Here is a 20663-nt window from a genome sequence, read left to right as displayed (position 1 = left end):
TTTAAAGGTCAACCCTAGTTCTTCTCTTATGAATAAAAACGGGATTTGATACACATAATGAATGAAAAGTACAAAAAACTGCGGGCAATTAGTTAACGTGTTATGCTTTAATTGATTTTTTTAATGAGGGATCCAAAATGAAATTTCTAACATTTGTTCGTGAAGGTAAAGAGTCTTGGGGAGTAATAACTGATCAAGGCGTTATTGATTTAGGTAACTTAGTAGGCGGGAGTTTATTGCAAGTTCTACAAGATGATAAACTTGAAGCAATGAAAAAGCTGGCTAAAGCACTGGATGTTGATTATCAAGCAGAAGAAGTTGAGTTTTTACCACCAATCAGTAATCCTGGAAAAATTGCCTGTGTCGGTGTTAACTACGCAAACCGAAATGCTGAATACAAAGATGGTTCTGATGATCCAGAATATCCAAGTTTATTTTTACGCACGCCTGACTCATTTACTGGCCATGACCACCCCCTTATTAGACCACCTGAATCACACAAGCTCGATTATGAAGGTGAAATAGTGATCATCATTGGTAAAGCAGGTCGTCGTATTTCAGAAGAAGATGCTTACGACCATATTGCCGGTTTAACTATCATGAATGAAGGCACACTTCGTGACTGGGTTCGCCATGCTAAATTTAATGTGACTCAAGGTAAAAACTTTATTCACTCAGGCGCGATTGGCCCATGGATGGTCAGTGCCGATGAATTTACAGCAGAGCAGTTTGAAAACTTGCGCGTCACAACACGAGTTAATGGTGAAGTTAGACAGGATGATACAACTGCGAGTATGATGTTTCCTTTTAAATATATCATTAGCTACTTTTCAAAGTTCTTCCACTTAAAGCCTGGTGACGTTATTGCAACGGGTACACCAAATGGTGCTGGTGCGCGTTTTGAACCGCCTCGTTACCTAGCACCGGGCGACGTGGTTGAAATCGAAGTAGAAGGTATTGGTACCTTAGTTAATGGTGTTAAGGACGAAGATTTATAATTATGACTAAAAGACTCCGTAGTTTCGAACGTTCACTTCCAATGACGCTATTGCAGACAAGAGAAGCAGTGATGAAAAAATTCATTCCATCACTAAAAGAACATGGCTTAACACCACAGCAGTGGCGTGTGATCCGAGCTTTGGAGCATGAAAATGGCCTTGACATAAGCACTATTGCAGAACGTTGTTATTTGCTTATGCCAAGCCTATCAAGAATTATTACGTTTCTAGTAAAAGAAAAGCTGGTTGAACGTCAAGCTTCCGAGCATGACCAACGTAGATCAAAAATATTACTAACTAATTTGGGCCGTGAACTGTTTGCTAAAATCGCACCAAAATCCATTGAACGCTACGTTGCGATTGAAGAAAAATTCGGCGTCAGAAAATTAGAGCTTTTATATGAATTGCTAGATGATTTGATCCAAACTTTAGAAGAGAGTGATTAATGAATAGTTTAATCGATTCAACCTTATTAAAATCGGGTAGTTACCTTAACGGTAAATGGATAACTAAAGCAGAAACACAGGCTGATGTCCTTAACCCTGCAACAGGTGAAGTTATTACTACACTTGCACTGTCCAATGAACAAGATGCAAAAACAGTCATTGATGATGCAAATACTGCATTTCAAACGTGGAAAACAACATCAGTACAAACACGTTTTGAATTATTAAAAAAATGGTTTGACCTGATCATCGCAAATAAACAAGATCTTGCTGCGATCATGACGATGGAGCAAGGTAAAACGCTTGCGGAATCACTTGGTGAAATCGATTATGGTGCTTCTTATGTTGAATGGTTTGCAGAAGAAGCTAAACGTATTTATGGCGATGTGATCAATTTACCAGGCCAAGACAAACAAGCCTTAGTCATTCGTCAACCTGTCGGTGTTGTTGCTGCTATCACTCCGTGGAACTTTCCTAATGCAATGATCACTCGTAAAGCTGCGCCAGCTTTAGCTGCAGGTTGTACGATCATTATTAAACCCGCACTAGAAACTCCTTTATCTGCATTAGCATTAGCTGAATTAGCAGAGCGTGCAGGTATTCCTGCGGGGGTAATCAACGTCATTGTTGGTAAATCACGTGACCTAGGTAAAGTATTAACTGATAGCTCGATTGTTCGTAAGCTTACGTTCACAGGCTCAACACCTGTTGGTAAAGTGCTAATGAAGCAATGTGCAGATACCGTTAAAAGAACTTCAATGGAATTAGGCGGTAATGCACCACTCATTATTTTTGATGATGCCGATATGGATAAAGCGATAGAAGCAACGCTTGCCTCCAAATACAGAAACTCAGGCCAAACCTGCATTTGCGCAAATAGAATATTGGTTCAAGACGGTATTTATGATCTGTTTGTCGCTAAACTTAAAGCAAGAGTTGAACAATTTAAATTAGGTAATGGATTTGATCAAGGCACCACACACGGTCCATTAGTATCAGAAAAAGCAGCTAATGATGTTAATAATTTGGTTCAGCAAGCAATTAAACAAGGTGCAAAAGTAGAAATTGGCGGCAACATATCAGATTTAGGAAGCTGCTTTTTTGAGCCGACTATTTTGACCAATCTTGATGCTAAAATGGAAATTTTTAGAGAAGAGATCTTTGGACCTGTTGCACCGATCTTCAAATTCCATAGTGAGCAAGAGGCTGTTGATTTAGCCAATGATACTGAATTTGGTCTTGCTTCCTATGTCTTTACCGACAACATTAGCCGTGCTTGGCGAATGGCTACCAACATAGAATATGGCATGGTAGGTATCAATGAAGTCGCGATCAGCTCCGCTATGGTTCCTTTTGGTGGCATCAAAGAATCAGGTAATGGCCGAGAAGGCTCTAAATACGGTTTAGATGATTACACAGAAATGAAATACATCTGTTTAGGCGGTCTAGGTAGTTAATAGGTTTTAATAATTTTAAAGCCTTTGTTAACACTAATAAAGAGTAACATTATGATTCATAACGTTACTCTTTCTTATTTATAATCTCACTTTTAGCTTTACTATTCATCGCAATATTATTTGTAACAATATTGTCCATCACAGTACAAACTTTCCCTAAATGTTATCTCCCTTCTATAATTCATCAAAAGTAACCTAGTCATTACAGCTGTTTATTTACTCCCTCAAATCAACCTTATTTTTATTTAAAACAAGTAATTTATTTGTCACTCCTTCTAGCCATAAGAGGTCATTAAGCCATCAATAAGGCGATGACCTGTATAAAGGCCCTTGTATCGTAGTTATAACTCGCCATGAAAATCAGCAAACAAACATGCAAAGACTCTACGTATGAAGCTACAAAGCGGAGGACCATTTGAGATTTAATAGTCAGTATGTAACCACAAAGAACGTGCTTGCCTCAAAGCTTACGCAAAGGTTCATTCATTTAAAATGAAGCATTGCCGGCTATCTTAATGTTCTCTTAAAGCTCTCTTAATGTTCCAAAGGTAAGTAAAAAATATTTGGGTTAGTAATGAGTATGTAAGAGTACGAGTAACACTGAGCTGTTAATATTAGAGGCAGTTGTTGTTAGATCACCCCACAAACTAAAAAGCCCGCCAATAATAAAACCACGTAAAGTGATCGTCTTATTGACAGGCTTTGAATAGAAAAATCATAAACTAAAGTTAGGTTACTCTTTATCTGTTAATGGAATGATTAATAATGGACGTTTAGAATTTAACATCACTTTATTAGCCGTTGAGCCAGTGAAGAATTGCCCCGTAGATGAAGAGGTACGAGTGCCCATAACAATAAGGTCCGCATCCATTTCATTAGCAACATTAACAATGGTCTTCCAGGCGACTCCTTCTTCAATACGGGATTTTATTTTAGTCATTTTTAATACGTCGGATTCTTGCATTTCTGATTTCAAAAAGTCATCTACTCTTTTTTCAAGCTTGTGCTTCAAATTTACCAAACTTTGATTATAGAGTTCATCTAAATCAGCTTCTTCAATGAGGTCATTAATCCTAGATTTAATCGCACTACTTATCGGCTCTATGACGTGTAAGTAAGTAATTTCTGATTGATATCGACCACATAGATTAACCGCAGCTCGTAGTGCAGGGCGAGATCCTTTTTCGATATCAGACGCATATAGTATTTTATTCACTTTTGATAACATAACTTATCCTTTGTTATATGAACGATCACGAATGTGAGGCTTATCTATATAGCCATATCGGTAATGCCATTGCGATCGGTGCTATCAAAGTAACCAATAATAACCTCACAATATCAGCACACCAAAACGGTGTTACCCCTTTGAATATAGTGCTAGCTTTAACATCCTTGAGCACCGCACTTAATACAAATACATTCATCCCCACTGGCGGTGTTATCAAACTAATTTCAGTCACCACCACCACTACTATACCAAACCACACAAGGTCAAACCCTAAGCTTTGAACTAATGGATAAAAAATAGGTACGGTCAATAACATCATAGAAAGGCTCTCAAATACCATTCCTAATACGATATAAATAGCCAGTATGACAAAAATAACTAACATTGGTGATATTTGCAGTTGGCTGACCATATTAAATATGTCGTCGGGCATGCCTGCACGGTTAATAAAGTCTGAATAAATAAGCGCACCAATAAGCACAGCAAACAACATTGCAGAAGTACGCGCAGTATCTGTTAATGTTTCAAATAAACCACTAAGAGAAAGCGAACGTCTACTTATCGCGATTAAAAATGCACCTCCAGCGCCCACACCAGCTGCTTCCGTTGGTGTAAATATACCGAAGTAAATACCTCCCATCACGATACCAAATAGAATCAATACTCCCCAAACCCCTTTTAACGCCGCCTTTTTCTCTTGCCACGACATTTTTTCACCACAAGGGCCTGTTTCAGGATTACGCCAAACAGTCCACTTTACCGCACCCAAATATAAAAGAATGCCCATAAAACCAGGAATGAATCCAGCTGCGAATAGCTCACGAATACTGGTTTCAGTCATGATGCCATATAACACCAATATCACACTCGGTGGTATCAAAATACCTAATGTACCACCTGCTGCAATCGATGCAGTTGCTAGAGAGTCTGCATAGCCATATTTACGCATCTCAGGCATGGCGACTTTCGCCATGGTTGCAGAAGTTGCTAAGCTTGAACCACAAATTGCAGAGAAACCACCACAGGCAACCACCGTAGCCATTGATAAGCCACCTTTTTTATGGCCAAGAAATGAATAAGAAGCGCGATAAAGCTCTTTAGACAAGCCTGATTTAGTCACCAAATTACCCATCAAAATAAACAATGGGATCACCGATAAACTATATTCTTGAGCAGTGTCAGCTACTCGTTTTGCAGCCATTGATAAGCTACTATTCCAATTAAACGTCATCATGTTATCGAAGCTTAAGCCCTGCAGGTAAGCAAACCCTGCAAAGCCTACTATGCCCATCGCGAACGCAATAGGAATACGTACGACAATAATAATCAATAACAGTATCGCAAAACCAATTAATGCAATCGTCATATTAAGCCTCTTTGTTTTTGGTAGATTTTGTTTTCTTTAATAGGTGATAAGTACCGTAACTAATCACTGTCGCAGCAGTTACCCAGCTCATTATTGCGATGTACTGCACCACGTATCCCATTGGAATAGCGAGAAATTCACTGGCCTCTGAGCGCCTAATTGAGCGAGCACCTAGAAAAAATATTTTGGCCGCTAAATAGTATAAAGAGCTTGAAATAACCAATATTGAAAGAACACCCAACACTTTAACAATGGTTCCGCCTAAGAAATTATCCAACATATCAACAACAACATGACCACCACGCCAAGTAATAATTGGCATCTCAGCAAATACTATGATGGCAATACCAATTTCTGTTAACTCACTTGCAGCATCTAAAGAGTTGTTGAATAGATACCGCCCGACCACATCAGTACAAGTAATAAACATCAGTAATAACAATGTAATACCTGCAATAAGCTCTAATGAGAAGGCAACCCATTTAATGGCCATACCTTGTTCTTCATAGTGTGCTGAAATCCAATTATTTAGCGTCATAATTAGTTACCGTAATTTTGTGCAATTTCTTTTAATTCATCCAAAGCTTGTTGACCTTGAACGCCAGTATCTTTAACACTTTCTACCCATTCAGCTTCTAAACCTTCGCTAATTTTTTGAAATTCTTGGCTAAGTTTTCCGCCTTTTTCAGCTTCAACGATATTACCGCCCATTTCTTTAGCGTATTGCTCACCTTTAATATCATCTTCATCGTATAAACGCCCTGCTAATGCAGATAGTTTTTCACCCGACACACTCATTATCGCATCACGATCTTTTTGACTTAAATTAGCTAGAAAATCTTCATTCATAAAAATAGAAAAACTTCCTAAGTACATACCGCCTGGTACTTTTAATACATTCGGTGCAACTTCAGCTAAACGTAACGCTTTTTGCTCGTTAATAGGTAAAAATACACCGTCAATAACGCCCTGTTGTAGCATTTCATACACTTTTGAAGCTGGTGCTGCGATTGGTGTAATACCTAAACGCTCACCTAATTCACTTTGAATACCACCGCCAATACGAATTTTCTTACCTTTTAATTGTGCAAGGCTAGTAATAGGATCGATGGTATGCACATAACCTGGACCGTGAGTAAACATACCAATTAATGTTAAACCTTCGAATTCATGCGCTTTGGCAAAGTACTTTTGTTGTACTCTCCAAAGAGCAACCGAGGCAGCTTCTGCTTTAACACCTAAACCTGGTAATTCAACAGCCTGTGGTAGTTTGAAGCGGCCCGGTACATATCCGTGGTAACTAAAACCTGCTTCAGCTACACCATCTTCAACTAAGTCATAAATACTTTTTGGGTGACCCATTCCGTATTCAACTTTTACAGTAACTCGACCCTCTGTCGCTTCTTCTACCCATTTCCCCCAAGTTGGCCAAAAATCGACATTCATGGTGTGGCTAGGTGGTAACCAAGTTGCTACATGTAAAACTTGAGCTGCACTTGCTGCTTTTGATATTACTAAGCTAAAACATAATGCAATCATAAATTTCAAAAAATTCGTTTTCATCATTATTGCTCTCCTTTGAGGTATTTAATTCGTTTAAAATGGGTTTAAAACAACCCCTTTCATTACTAATATGTCCATGTATATGATTATGTCTTTGCTAATACAGCAACTTACAAGCACTTAAGCGGTAGATTGGATTGTTAAGGATCATTCATTATTCAACCTTTACAAACCCACTTACTTAACGCGTTAACCATTTACTTGAAATCATGTTAAAGGAATTAGCTTCTGATATTAAGCTCTTTTAACGACATATTTATTGTTATGTGACCTCTCCCTCTCTTTCTATAATCGCGTAACACACTATATTTTTTAGGTAAAAATGAATTTAACGTACTTATAAGACACGTGTCTCATTACTTAGTAATAGTTGTTTTATATAAACGAAAAAAACAAAAAGAGTATAAACAGCTGATATTCCGTATAAAAACTTTAAAATTGTAGTTAACACGTTAAGTTACTTGTTTGCGGCTCAGCATATAGTATTTAAATGAATAGCATCTAGTGTTTAAATAACAACCCAAAGTTGAGCTTTCGAAAGTTAAGCATTGAATAAAGTGTCTCATTGAAAAGTGATGAAAAAAGATAGGTTGATCTTAGAAGTATACGGGGCAAATACTGAGGGTGTGTAACGAGTAGTTGTTACAAGTAATTGTTACAACTTGAATTGAATTGAAGTGGTTAATGGGGATAATATTAATAAGTGAAACAAAACTGCCATGGTGACAAAAAGTATGGGCTATCTTATACCCATACTTGCATAATTGACTTAAAACGCTATCGCTTTAAGTCAATAGATAAGCTCAATTAAATGAGATGGTTAGTTTCATTGAGTAACTTAGCATAGGCACCAACGGGAAAGTTATTGAGTTTTTTAAAATCAGTACCATCATAACCTACGATTTTCCCCGTTGTTTTTAAACGTTTAAGATCAATCATAATTACACCAGCTGTCGGTATGATTTTTTCACGCCAAACAAATAAGTATAGCGCTTCATCAATTTTGTAATAATGACAAAGGTCAGTATCTGCCAAGCCCTTTTCAACACCGTTAAGGCATTGCCATGTATAATAATTTTGATTCAAATATACATGCTCATAAGACTCGTGTGGACTATAGGTATATTGTACTCTTTTGCCAATAAGTTGATCGGTAATGTGATGGCCTCTACCTTCAGTGTATGCCGTACCAATGGTAAATTGTACAAAAGCTGAATCAACTGCCGTCAGTAAATCACCATCCAGAACGCTTTGGTATGCTGGGCGCATTGTTTCCTCTTTTGACGGCATTCTATTAATAACAGCAGTACCATTATTTGTGTTTAAATTAATAATTAAGCTAACAGTAGTTGCTTTCTCCTGAGACTTAATAAAATCAATAAAATAAATCCCTTCTCGAATACAGGTAGCAGTGTACGATTCAATGACTTTTTCACCCACACCTTTCCCCTCCAGAATTTCCCAGGTTAAACGGTTTTCACTATGAAAAGTGTGTCGTATCAACCATCCATTTTCCATGAAACAATCTAAAGTTTTACCTTCTAAGTCATTAACATACTCTAAAATATTAGAATCTGGTGCAAAACCTGCGGCCAAATCGCCAACTTGAACCCATTCTGTTTTATTTTCCATAAAATACCCTTTCATTGATGATTCATAGGTCCATGTAGTCATCTATAAATCAATGACAACATGGTGCCGATGCTTTTATTTAGTCAAATTTAATTTATACGTACAAAACCTGTGTTGTTACTTTTTAAGCAACTTCCTCAAGAGGAGATAAATATTGCTTAACAGCCAACATACAACTAGCAACGAGTTCAGCCGCTAATGCTTGAGCCGCTTGCTCTGTTTGGCGAGTCTGAAGCCAGTTTAGATAAGCTATCCCTCTCAGAGCCATAAAAAGTGGCAGTTGTTTAATATCATGTTCAGATAACGATCGAACATTACGATAGCCCCGTATCAGAGCACTTTTAGCCGTATCATAATTTGGATCTGACTGGAAAGAATAAAGTGCGGTTGCTATTTCAAACAGGTGCCACCCCATACCTGCATCATCAAAATCAATTAATTGAATTTTATTACCATCGTATAAAATATTTTCAGGAGAAAAATCAGCATGAATCATACTAAACCGCTGAGGCTCACGACCGAATTCTATCAACGCACGCTTAGCTTTTACAGTTACCTTAGCTAATAGTGATTTTTGTTGTTCTGTTAATGATTCAAGTTTCCAAAAACAGCCCCAGTTAGGTTGTTCTCCTATTAATCCGTTAGTATCCCAAGCTAGGCGTTCAAAATCACTGGGTTGTTGCCATTGGCTTGATTGATTGTGCAACAACCCCGCGGTCTCACCTATTTTTGTAAAAACATCATTAATGTGAGCAAGGTTTTCGCCAAGACCCTCTTCAACACTTCCTAGTTGTTCACCCTCTACCCACTCAAATAAGTCTACTTGTCGTATATCATTAGCAATCTCAACATGAGAAAAAAGCCGTTTATCCAATGTTGGAATAACCTGTGGAACGTTAATTTCCGTTTCTTGAACTGCCGCCATCCAAATTAATTCAGATAACAGTGCTTTATCTGAATGATAATTAGCACGATGAATACGTAATGCATAACGTGTCCGGCATGAGGTTATAATTTCAAAAACTGCATTTTCTCTTTCTTTAATAAGAGATATTTCACTGCCTTCAAGACCCCAATCTGATAAAACTGCTATTGCTGCTTCATAACTATTGCTCACTTTGTCCATAGTCCCACCTTACTAATTTAATTCATTGAATGCTTGATTCAATGCGCTCAGTACTTGATCAGCGTTCTCTTGGTTAAATACAATTGGTGGTCTCATTTTTAATGCGTTTCTAGCAATACCCGTTTTACTTAGTAATATGCCCTGACTTTTCATCGACTCAACAATGGCGTGCGCAGCCTCTGGTGCGGGTTCTTTACTTTCTAAGTCTAATACCAGTTCAACAACTATAAATAAGCCACGCTGCCTAACATCTCCAATGAGCTGATATTTCTCTTTTAATTGCTCTAATCCATCTTTGAGATAAGCACCAATCTTTCTAGCATTTTCGATTAAATTATCTTTTTGAATCACGTCTAATACAGCAAGTGCAGCGGCTGAAGAAACTGGATTTCCCCCAAAGGTATTAAAATATTCTGAACGTGAACGAAACTCATCCATAAGTTTGGTGCTAGTAACAACCCCAGCGACTGGGTGTCCATTTCCCATTGGTTTACCTAAGGTAACGATATCGGGCACGACACCTGTTTGTTGATATCCCCACATACTACCAGTGCGCCCAAAACCCGATTGCACTTCATCAAAAATCACCAAACCACCAGCATCACGAACATGCTGCGCTGCTAATTCTATAAATTTTTCAGGAATAACCGGTATTGCTTCGTTAGCAAGAATCGGACAAATTAACATCGCAGCAAAACCAATTCCTTCTGCGTTGAACTCATCGATTGCTTGCTTAACCTTATCCGCATAGGCACTACCTAAAGCTGTTCCCGTTAAACCATCTAATGGACGATAACTGTCAGGAGTAGGGATAGATTTAACATTACAACCTTTTACTTGCCCTTGATGAAATTGCGTGGCTATTTCATCAACAACAGTGGTGTTACCATGATAAGCATCATCGGTGCATATAATACCCATTTTTCCAGTATGCTCTCGAGCCATTCTGATCGCGATATCATTAGACTCACTGCCGGTACAAGTCATTACTAACATATCTAAGCTTTGATCAAAGGTGGCCAATAAGCGTTCTGAGTATTCAACGATAGTTTCATGCAAATAACGCGTATGCACATTTAACGTTTGTACTTGCTCAGTAATACGTTTAACGACATACGGATTGCAATGCCCTACGGTTGGGACATTGTTATACATATCAAGGTATTTTGTGCCATCAATATCATAAAGCCACACACCTTGCCCTTTAACAATATGGATAGGTTGATCATAAAATAAGGGTGCATATTCACCCATTACCTTATAGCGCCTTGCTAATAGTTTATTAACACTCATCATTTATTCTCACTATTAATAACCATGGATTCACACTCGATGTAATGCATCGTAGCTTGATCTAATACATGCTCAACCTGACCGTTCTTTGTTGGCCCCATCCAACTAGCTGTTGCAATCATTTTTTCAAAATCTAAAACCACATCCGTTAACCAAGGGCCAGAAATATCAAGTCCATTAACTACCGTTGTGGTCGATGCCTCAATCCAACTAATCAAATAAATATTATCAGCAATTTTAACGGCGTTATATTCTTCAGTCTGAGAGTGACCATCAAGCCCGCCTGATATTCCCTTCCACAATATACAGTGGCCTGTTAACCAATGTTGCTCTAGCACATGCCCAGATTTATAATGCAAGCGAACAGCTTTGCCAGTTAAGTCCGAAGTTAAAAGATGGCCCGTGTCACTTAGGTGATGATTTTCTTTCCACGTTTTGTTTGGCTTACTACATTCCATAAAGTGATCCGAAATTTTGCTGGTAAACTTTAAGTACACGGGGTGATTTAGCTTTCAAATTTTTGGTAATTAATGATTTACTTTGAGAGGAGACTTATTTTGTCTGATGCGTTTACCCCAAATACATAAGCAAAAAATATAGTTTTCTGAATGTTGTTTTTTCTGGGATGCACCGCGAACTAAGCCTAAATAGCTTAGTTCGCGTAAATATTTTTTATTTAGCTACTGATAAATAATGCTTAACAAAATACTCAGAAAGTACATGCCATTCAACTTTGGTGCCTTGCGCTACAAACCAAGAATCACCAGGTCCAAAAGTTTCTTCTTCACCCGTGTCTAGATTCTTTAATAGCAACTTTCCTTGCAAAATAGTTGCGTGCTCAGTAAAAGGATATTGCATTGAAAATACGCCTTTTGTACATTTAAAAATACCACAAGCAACAGCGTCTTCAGGGCCGCCATCAACCATTGCAATACTTGCTTGAGGGTCACCTTCGATAATAGTTGAACCAAGGTTTGTTACGCTACCGATTTCCATCATTTCAGGTAATGCTGAGTTAAGTAATATTGCTTTCATTTTTTAATCCTTTGTTTTTAGTTAATTGTTTTGAGTTAATTGTTGTTTAATTTAACGACGCCCATTCCAATAACCTGAAATTTGATGCCACATCTTCCCTCCGGTTAAAAGTGCAGGTGCGATATAATCTTTACCATGTATTGTGACATGTGGGATGCCACTGATCAGGTCATATCTTTCTGTTCTTTCAGTCATTCCCTCTGCTAATACTTTACAAATAATATGGCTAGGTGTTACTCCAAAGCCAGAATATCCTTGTACATAAAAAACATTATCATGATTCTTTAAAGTGCCCATTTGTGGAAAGAGACTTGCACTAACACATAATGGCCCCCCCCATGCATAATCAACTTTGACTTTATCTAAGTATGGAAATATTTTTAACATTTGATCTCGATTCCAAGCTTTAAGATCATTTGGGATGTTCTCTATAGCGCGAGTCGCCGCGCCAAATAACAAACGGTTTTCATTTGTTACTCTGTAGTAATCGATAACAGGTCGAATATCACTGTAAGCTCCCCTAATAGGGCTTATCTGTTCAATAAGTTCATCGGATAAAGGTTCGGTTGCCATTTGAAATGCATGAGTATTGATAGTTTTTTTGTGTAATTCTGGCTCCATACCCTCTAGGAAACCATTACAAGCCCATAATAATTTTTTAGCTTTAACACTACCGGTCGGAGTCCGAACAGTAATGGTATCGCCATATTCAACGGAAATAACCATTGAATTTTCGTAAATTTTTACACCGTAAAGTTCTGTTACGGCTTTGGCTTCGCCCAACAATAAGTTTAAAGAATGGACATGCCCTGCTCCCATATGTTTTAAAGCACAACTATAAGCATCTGAACCTACAACACTTTTCACATCGGATCCGGTTAGCAATTCAATTTCAGTATCAGAAGACACTGATTTGAATTCCTTTTCCCATGCTCTGAGTGTTTTTTCTTGACGAGGATTACTGCCTAAATAAGCGTAACCATGACGAAAGTCTGCCTTGATATCATATTTTTCTGCACGCTCTTTAATAATAGCAGCACCTAAATTACCTATTTTAAATAGCTCTTGAAGACCTTCAGGTCCAACGTGCTTTTTAACGGTATCTAAATCATGGCCAAGACCCGCCATAATTTGCCCACCATTTCGTCCCGTGCCACCATAACCAAGGTAGCGTCCTTCCAAAATAACCGTATTAGTAAAACCTTTTTCAGCCAATTCAAGTGCGGTGTTAACTCCTGTAAACCCACCTCCAATGATGACCACATCAGCTTCAATATCGTCTGTCAGTCTGGGGAAACTTAAGTCATATTTCTTTGTTGCTGAGTAATATGTTTCAGAGTCTAAATGTCTTTTCATCTTCTCTTCCTTAGCGTTTTTTATGACGATATAAAAACATAGCCATCAACAGCTAACAATCAGCCGTAAGGTTGATAAAGCAGTATTCATTCAGAGTAAAATTCAGAACAAAATAACCTAATCCACTGATTAATAACAACTTTAATTTAAAAAGAAAAATATTGATTGTGGCATAACTAAAAACACAAATGCGACATAGGTCAGATTACACCGCTAAAATACGCTTTCTCATCCTTAAGGTTGATTTCAATGAGAGGGATTATCTTTTTTAATAGCTCACCAGTTATGAAAAGGAAATGCCATGAGAAACGATATTAAAGTCATCATTTATGCTTCAGACGCTAGTCAAGGAAGCTGGCGAGCATTTGATGTTGCCATTAATCAAGCAATAAAGAACCAAGCAGAAATTGTTTACGTTCATGCGATTGAAAGTATTAAAACCATCACATCCGAGGCTTCCTATTCATATCTGCCAAAGGGAATAGAAAAAATCCATTCTTCTCAACGAAAGCAAGAAACCGCATCAAAAATAAGAGAAAGGATACAGCGATTTGCACTGGTTAAATTTAGTGACTTAGGCACTCCCCCTAAATTTTCAATTAATATAGAATTTGGTCCTCCGGAAAAAGTCATCATAGACGTAGCAGAGAAAACCAATGCCGGCTTAATTATTATGGGAAACCGTAAATCCAGCCCTTTTTCTAGAATGTTCTTAGGCTCTACAGTCAATAAAGTTCTGCAAACAGCAACAATCCCAGTTTTAATGGTCCCCCTTCCAAATGGATTGGAAGCCCGTAAAAATTTAGCAACACTTTAATCAATAATCATCAAAGGATTTAATATGAAAAAATTAAAAGTTTGTTTAGCAATGTTACTACCTGTCGTATGTTCTGCTGTTCCTGTCATGGCCGCGGAGTATCCTAATAGACCTGTAAAATTTATTGTTCCTTGGCCGCCCGGTGATATCGAAGATATCCTTACGCGTTTAATTGCTGAAGAGATGTCTAGCCAAACAGGTAAACCTGCGACTGTCATTAATAAACCTGGCGGTGGTGGCGTTATTGGAGCGGCTCAGGTCGGTAGAGGTAAAGCTAACGGCCTCACCATAGGGTCTTTTGTAGCAGACATTCTGACGACTCAGATCATATCTGGTAATGCACCTTTTGATCAAAATACCTTTGAGCCTGTCGGTATTTTTTTAGATTATCCTTTTGTAATTGCAGCTAAAAATGACGCACCCTATAACAATATGGCTGAGCTAGCTAAGTATTCTCAGGAAAACAATGTCTCGCTAGCACATTTTGGTTATCAAGCTCTACCAACAGCGATCACATTTAAAGCTGCAGATAAAGTTGGCCTTAAATTCTCTTCAAATGCTCCCTTTGATTCCATTAACTGTAACACCTTAGCAAATGGTGATGCAGACGTTGTTAATACAACCACACAAACTATCCTATCCTGCTTACAATCAGGCGATGTCAAAATTATCGCTTCCATCACTCAAGATCGCATGAGTATTAGCCCTGATGTAGCAACGCTTAATGAGCAAACAGGTGTAAGTCAAACAACCTGGAATGGTCTATTTGTTAAAAAAGGCACACCTGAAAATATCAAACAAAAAATTGCTGATATAGCACAGGCGGCATTAAAGTCACCACAGGTAAAAGATATCAGTGAAAGCACTGGAGCGAATGTTTTTTGGATTGGCGGAAAAGAAGCACAAACTATTATTAACAATGATTTTTTAGGTGCGAAAGAGTTATTGGAATATATGAAGTAATTTAAATATGAGTAGATAAATTATCTACTCATATTTTCACAATAAGGGAGAAAAGAATGGCGATTGAAATCGAGATAGATGAAAAAAATACAAGTGACTCAACGGACAATGAATTACCGATGAACTATTACTTTTATTTATTATCTTTTATTGGCTCCCTCGTGCTGATACTTCTACAACCCTTTGAAGCAGCGGCAGTAACAACTACACATGGCTGGTATTCTCAGCCTTTTGTTGCCCCTTTATTTGGGCTATCTATTATTTCAATTTTTAGTGGTACCTATTTATTAGTCAACACTAAGAAAAATTTTCACTGTTTGAAAAATGTAAACCCCATTGAGTTAAGTTTTAACGCAGTCAGTAAATATAGAACCGCGATTATAATTAGCATGTTTTTTTACTTATTTATCGCAAGTTTGTCAGTGGTCGGTTTTGCTATCTCAAGTTTTGTACTGATCATTTCAATGCTTTGGATTAGTAATCTATTTAATCGCTTTTGGGTGGTTATGTCGCTTATCTCAGTCTCCATCTTGATCGTAATATTTAGAGTCATCGTTAGTGTTTGGTTACCTGATGTTTGGCTGTATAACTTGTTTCCCGATTCTTTATCTGAATTCGCGAATATGTACTTGTAAATAGAGATAAAATTATGGATGTTTTCTTATTAGGCATGCAAGAAATAATAACGATAAACGTTATGCTTGCTATTATTTTTGGGGCAATTTTAGGGGTGTCAATAGGCTCTATTCCTGGTCTTGAACCTGCCGGCGTTATTGCTATTTTATTACCGATGACATTTGCAATGGACCCGTTACCGGGCGTCACGCTATTACTTGGCGTCTATGGTGGCGCATGGTATGGCGGTGCGATCCCAGCCATTTTGATGAATACCCCAGGGACGCCAGTTGCCGTGCTAACCACCTATGACGGTTACCCGATGACCAAAAAAGGGCAGGGTAAAAAAGCACTCTCGATTGCTTATTCTTCGTCTTTTGTAGGCGGTATTATTAGTGTGCTATCACTGATATTTTTAGCACCAATACTATCACAGGTAGCCACATTATTTGGCTCGACAGAATTTGCTATGTTAGCCGCTTTAGGCATGATTTTTGTTGTTATGGCACATTATAAACAAGCATTTTCAGCCGCAATGATGCTTGGGTTAGGTATATTCTTTGGCTCGATTGGCATTGACAGGTCTTATAACACCATGACCTATACATTTGAACAAGAATGGTTATACGGAGGAGTACCTCTGGTCCCAACAGTCATTGGTTTGTTTGCTATGTCACAAGCATTTGTGCTGCTATCTCAAAAAGGCAATGACTCACAAATTACAAAATATGAAGGAGAAGGCAGATTCTCTGGCATGTTAGTGGTATGGAAATATAAGTGGACCGCTTTTCGTTCAGCAGCATTGGGCGTTCTCATGGGGTTATTACCCGGTGTTGGTGAATTTGGCTCTCAATTCTTTTCTTATACCCTTGCACAAAAGTTTTCTAAGACACCAGAGAAATTTGGTAACGGAGCTGAAGAGGGATTAATTGCCTCTGAAACATCAAATAATGCGGTAACGGCATCAGTTATGATCCCCCTACTTGCATTTGGTATCCCTGCTGATGCTTTGATGGCGATGTTACTGTCAGTATTTATGGTTCATAATTATATACCCGGTCCTACCCTATTTGCTGAGCACCCAGAATTTATTTCGGGATTATATATATCGATTTTTTTAATCAATATTGTGGCATTTTTATACCTGACTTTTTCCAGCAAATTAATTGTTAATTTAACAAGAATTAGAGGTCGTTTCATAGGCGCTATTATTTTGATTCTTGGTTTTATCGGTAGTTATAGCCAAAATTATCAATTTTCAGATGCGCTCATTGCATTAGGCTTTGCAATTTTTGGGTACATTTTAAAAAGAGAGCAAATTCCCGCGGTTCCAATCATTCTTGGCTTAGTGCTAGGCCCTGTATTTCTAACTCGAGTGAAGCAAGCACTTGGCGTTTCTAACGGTGATTTCGCCATTTTTGTAGAACGACCAATTAGTTTGACGCTACTGATCATGATCATTGTATCGATCACATTATTTGTAGTGACGTTAGTTAAAGACTCAAAAAAATAAATATTAACTAGGAGAAATAAATGAACAAATTATGGATGACAATAAACGGTGCCAATGCAGAAGGCGATTTATCCCCTATTTCCGTGCTTAACCCTGCAGATGAAACAGTGATATATGAAGCGCCACAAGCATCTATAGAGCAACTTGATTTAGCCGTTGAAGGTGCAGTGAATGCATTTAAAACTTGGAGTGCATTAAGCCAAGCAGAACGAGATGTTTATATTAATAAAATTGCAGATACAATCGAAGAAAATGCAGAACAACTCGCCAATATAATAGTCAACGAACAAGGTAAACCATTACAACTTGCACATATGGAAGTAGGTGGCGCAGTCGCTTGGACTAGGTATGCTACCAATATCGACATTCCGGTTGAAGTTTATCAAGAAACAGATGACAAGCGCATTGAAGGTAGACGTAAACCAATCGGCGTTGTCGGCTCAATCACGCCATGGAACTGGCCATTAATGATTGCAATATGGCACATAATACCAGCACTTAGAATGGGTAATACGGTTATTAGCAAACCCTCTGAGTTGACCCCTATTAATACCTTACGCTTGGGAGAACTACTTCAAGATGTATTGCCTGCAGGTGTTTTTAGTGTGGTGTGTGGCGATGGAAAGATTGGCCAAGCAATGAGTGAACACAAAAAAATCAATAAAATAGTGTTTACTGGCTCAACCTTAAGCGGCCAACGTATCATGAAATCAGCAGCAAATAACCTTAAGCGTTTAACCCTAGAACTTGGCGGTAATGATGCAGCGGTGATTCTACCCGATGCCAACTTAAGCAAACTGGCTGAAGCTATTTTTAATACAGCATTCATTAATATGGGGCAAACATGTGCCGCTATTAAACGAATTTATGTACACCAATCGCAACATGATCAATTATGTGAATTACTCGCTGAAATAGCGGATAAGAATATTGTTGGTTCAGGTTTATCAGCGGATACCACATTTGGTCCAGTCCAGAATAAAAATCAGTTAGAAAAAGTTATTTCACTGGTTGAAGATGCTAAATCGCACGGCGCGACTATTTATGCCGGTGGCAACAGATTAGATACTCCCGGTTACTTTTACCCCCCTACTATTGTAGGTAATGCAAACCATGGGATGCGTATTGTTGATGAAGAGCAGTTTGGGCCAGTTGTTCCTATTATTAAATACACTGACGTTGATGATGCAATTCAACAAGCTAACTCTTTAGAGGTTGGTTTAGGTGGTTCAATTTGGGGGGATTTAGACTCAGCAATGCAATTAGCATCAAAATTAGATTGTGGGACGGTTTGGATCAATGGTCATGCTGAAATACTACCGCACGTCCCATTTGGAGGCTGTAAAATGTCAGGTTTTGGTGTTGAATTTGGGCTAGAAGGTTTATTAGAAAATAGCTTATTGCAAGTGACCAACATTAATAAAATTTAATATAAAACTCACTCGATAATGTTTCAGTTATGATCATTATCGAGTGAATTTAATTAACTTAGATTCCCACGAATACCACTCTACTCGAGCTAATTCAATAGTCAAAGTCAGTGAAAATCAACTTATAGAATACAGTTTGCACCATAAACTTTATTTACTAACTCAATCTTACTACTCACTTGTAATTTAGAAAATAGATGTTGTAAATGCGTTTTTACAGTCGGTAAGCTCGATTTTAGATTTGATGCAATGGTTTTATTTTGTAATCCTTGAATAGCCAGTTGAAGAATTATTTTCTCTTTATTCGTTAAACCATACTGCATACAAAAATCTTCATAGCTAATCTTAGTTTTATTCTGTAGCTGTTTATTTAAAGTGAACTCTATATATCGTTGTAGCCCCACTAACCTGACTAACTCATTTTTATTAAGCTCATCTGATTGTTGGTTGAAAAAAAGTGAAGAACCACCAATCATGACACCATCCTGATAATAGAATAACTCAATAATATCTCTTAAATTCCATTGCGTTACAAAATCAGAATAGTAGGTATGTTCGGCCTGCTGCGCTCTCGGAACCAAATCACTCATTCTCACCACTCTCTCTGACTTATGTTGAAAATTTGTCGGGTGTAAAGGATCCACCTTATAAAAATTTTCAATGTATTCGCGGTGCATCATAGGAGCAATATTAGAGATCTCGTAACACAAGGGTTTACAAGATTCATCCACCAAATAACTGACTGTGCCAGCTATATTAAAACTAGAGCTTAATAACGTAACAACTTCATTTTGAAACTCATGTAATTGCACTATATTAGCGTTAAGACTTCCCATAAAAACCTCCCTGAATACAAAAATTACTTAACATGTTAAGTATTTAATGAGGAGATGCTACCTTATTTGTAATCATTAAAAAGTTAATAACTTCACACTATTAAATTTTTTATTTGAATATGCCCTATTACAAATTATTGATTAACGTATGCCTAATATTAAAGAACTGTAAAGCATCATAAAATACAATAGGGAAGTTGGCACATGGTCTGCCATAGATATTCGATACTTTGCCGACATTTAGGATTGATAAAGATCCATCATAACTTTCCTATTTTGTTTTAAATTATAGCAATGCCAGATCTTCTATTTTATTACATAAGATTCGCTTCGATACTTATTCGCTCTCCATCACTTTGAACACATCTTTTTTGATAAAACCCATTAATTAACTGGTCAATGAACAGCTTCTCAAGCGCGGGCACGAATGGTGACGTAAAAACACCAGTTAATGACGTTCTAAAGCTTATAATCTAATAAATTTTATAAAAGTTAATGCTCTAAAAATTGTAGTACTCAGTTATTTCCTTTCTTTATTTTTTCATTTACTGAATGAGAAATTACGAAGTTGATGATCCATAAAATATATTTCACTCCTGTATTTGTATGGTTTTTTTAAATATTTTTAAAAATCATTTAACCTTTTTTAACCTGTTTAAAGCAATTTTCAAAGTAAAAATCAGCTCTATTTTAAATACATTAAAAATGGTAAAACCTATCAATTATTGCTTTTTTTATATTTATCATTTAAGTTACTCTATACTACAAAACTGCTCTACAACACTTACTCTCATTGACTTGTCTGCTTGATAAAAAGGATATATTTATCCGTTCATAGCTACTTATCTTCACTTTAAAAACAAGTTAATCATTATCCTTCTTATCATAAAAAACACGTCTAACCACTGTTATTACTGGGTTTATTCATTAGCACAACAAAGTGAACCATTTGTTCACTCCATCCGTATCACCACATTTACAATGCG

The 20663-nt window shown here is 37.4% G+C and carries 19 protein-coding genes; 8 read left to right on the top strand and 11 right to left on the bottom strand.

The features are described from left to right. The first annotated feature begins 137 nt into the window (after window positions 1-137). From MT390_RS18760 to MT390_RS18750, 3 genes are read left to right on the top strand one after another with little or no spacing between them, the layout of a single operon-like run. Window positions 138-998, top strand: coding sequence for a fumarylacetoacetate hydrolase family protein (locus MT390_RS18760; protein ID WP_499442695.1), 861 nt, complete (start codon window positions 138-140; stop codon window positions 996-998). 2 nt (window positions 999-1000) lie between these two features. Continuing rightward, on the top strand, window positions 1001-1444 hold the full coding sequence (gene hpaR, locus MT390_RS18755; protein ID WP_499442693.1) for a homoprotocatechuate degradation operon regulator HpaR: 444 nt from the start codon (window positions 1001-1003) through the stop codon (window positions 1442-1444). Then, window positions 1444-2901 carry an NAD-dependent succinate-semialdehyde dehydrogenase gene (locus MT390_RS18750; protein WP_499442692.1) on the top strand — a complete coding sequence of 486 codons (1458 nt, stop codon included), beginning with the start codon at window positions 1444-1446 and terminating at the stop codon, window positions 2899-2901. The genes hpaR and MT390_RS18750 overlap by 1 nt, the downstream gene beginning before the upstream one ends. Window positions 2902-3634: 733 nt before the next feature. Here MT390_RS18750 and MT390_RS18745 read toward each other — a convergent pair. From MT390_RS18745 to MT390_RS18700, 10 genes are all read right to left on the bottom strand, one after another. Next, complete coding sequence (locus MT390_RS18745) at window positions 3635-4129, bottom strand: universal stress protein (RefSeq protein ID WP_499442690.1); 495 nt, start codon at window positions 4127-4129, stop codon at window positions 3635-3637. A gap of 40 nt (window positions 4130-4169) precedes the next feature. Next, window positions 4170-5498 (bottom strand): TRAP transporter large permease, encoded by a 1329-nt coding sequence (locus MT390_RS18740; protein WP_028867007.1) that lies wholly within the window; start codon window positions 5496-5498, stop codon window positions 4170-4172. A gap of 1 nt (window position 5499) precedes the next feature. Continuing rightward, window positions 5500-6036, bottom strand: coding sequence for a TRAP transporter small permease (locus MT390_RS18735; protein ID WP_499442688.1), 537 nt, complete (start codon window positions 6034-6036; stop codon window positions 5500-5502). A gap of 2 nt (window positions 6037-6038) precedes the next feature. Beyond that, complete coding sequence (locus MT390_RS18730; RefSeq protein WP_499442687.1) at window positions 6039-7064, bottom strand: TRAP transporter substrate-binding protein; 1026 nt, start codon at window positions 7062-7064, stop codon at window positions 6039-6041. Window positions 7065-7868: 804 nt separating this feature from the next. Further along, window positions 7869-8693, bottom strand: a complete 825-nt coding sequence (locus tag MT390_RS18725; protein ID WP_499442685.1) for a molybdenum cofactor biosynthesis F family protein — start codon at window positions 8691-8693, stop codon at window positions 7869-7871. A gap of 124 nt (window positions 8694-8817) precedes the next feature. Further along, the gene (locus MT390_RS18720; RefSeq protein ID WP_499442684.1) at window positions 8818-9819 is read right to left on the bottom strand and encodes a phosphotransferase enzyme family protein; all 1002 of its coding nucleotides are present in this window, start codon (window positions 9817-9819) and stop codon (window positions 8818-8820) included. Window positions 9820-9831: 12 nt separating this feature from the next. Next, window positions 9832-11115, bottom strand: a complete 1284-nt coding sequence (locus MT390_RS18715; RefSeq protein WP_499442683.1) for an aspartate aminotransferase family protein — start codon at window positions 11113-11115, stop codon at window positions 9832-9834. Then, on the bottom strand, window positions 11112-11570 hold the full coding sequence (locus MT390_RS18710; protein WP_499442682.1) for a MoaF C-terminal domain-containing protein: 459 nt from the start codon (window positions 11568-11570) through the stop codon (window positions 11112-11114). The genes MT390_RS18715 and MT390_RS18710 overlap by 4 nt, the downstream gene beginning before the upstream one ends. Before the next feature lie 214 nt (window positions 11571-11784). Continuing rightward, window positions 11785-12147 carry a cupin domain-containing protein gene (locus MT390_RS18705; RefSeq protein ID WP_499442680.1) on the bottom strand — a complete coding sequence of 121 codons (363 nt, stop codon included), beginning with the start codon at window positions 12145-12147 and terminating at the stop codon, window positions 11785-11787. A 51-nt stretch (window positions 12148-12198) separates the two neighbouring features. Then, window positions 12199-13503: an NAD(P)/FAD-dependent oxidoreductase gene (locus tag MT390_RS18700; protein ID WP_499442678.1), complete on the bottom strand. Its 1305-nt coding sequence runs from the start codon at window positions 13501-13503 to the stop codon at window positions 12199-12201. Window positions 13504-13804: 301 nt separating this feature from the next. Between MT390_RS18700 and MT390_RS18695 the strand changes: the two genes are divergently transcribed. Genes MT390_RS18695 through MT390_RS18675 form a run of 5 tightly spaced genes read left to right on the top strand, consistent with a single transcriptional unit; the run spans window position 13805 to window position 18841 of the window. Continuing rightward, window positions 13805-14320: a universal stress protein gene (locus tag MT390_RS18695; protein WP_299662682.1), complete on the top strand. Its 516-nt coding sequence runs from the start codon at window positions 13805-13807 to the stop codon at window positions 14318-14320. 51 nt (window positions 14321-14371) lie between these two features. Next, window positions 14372-15283, top strand: coding sequence for a tripartite tricarboxylate transporter substrate binding protein (locus tag MT390_RS18690; RefSeq protein ID WP_499442711.1), 912 nt, complete (start codon window positions 14372-14374; stop codon window positions 15281-15283). A 56-nt stretch (window positions 15284-15339) separates the two neighbouring features. Then, a complete protein-coding gene (locus tag MT390_RS18685; RefSeq protein ID WP_028867014.1) occupies window positions 15340-15918 on the top strand; it encodes a hypothetical protein in 579 nt (192 codons plus the stop codon). 14 nt (window positions 15919-15932) lie between these two features. Next, a complete protein-coding gene (locus tag MT390_RS18680) occupies window positions 15933-17411 on the top strand; it encodes a tripartite tricarboxylate transporter permease (protein WP_499442676.1) in 1479 nt (492 codons plus the stop codon). Between the two features lie 20 nt (window positions 17412-17431). Beyond that, on the top strand, window positions 17432-18841 hold the full coding sequence (locus tag MT390_RS18675) for an aldehyde dehydrogenase family protein (protein ID WP_499442674.1): 1410 nt from the start codon (window positions 17432-17434) through the stop codon (window positions 18839-18841). Between the two features lie 122 nt (window positions 18842-18963). Here the strand turns inward: MT390_RS18675 and MT390_RS18670 are convergent, their stop codons facing one another. After that, complete coding sequence (locus tag MT390_RS18670) at window positions 18964-19677, bottom strand: response regulator transcription factor (protein ID WP_499442672.1); 714 nt, start codon at window positions 19675-19677, stop codon at window positions 18964-18966. Between the last annotated feature and the right edge of the window lie 986 nt (window positions 19678-20663).

The sequence above is a fragment of the Vibrio sp. 2-Bac 85 genome, from assembly GCF_037546705.1.
GTDB lineage: Bacteria > Pseudomonadota > Gammaproteobacteria > Enterobacterales > Psychromonadaceae > Psychromonas.
This window is presented reverse-complemented; position numbering and strand designations above follow the sequence as displayed.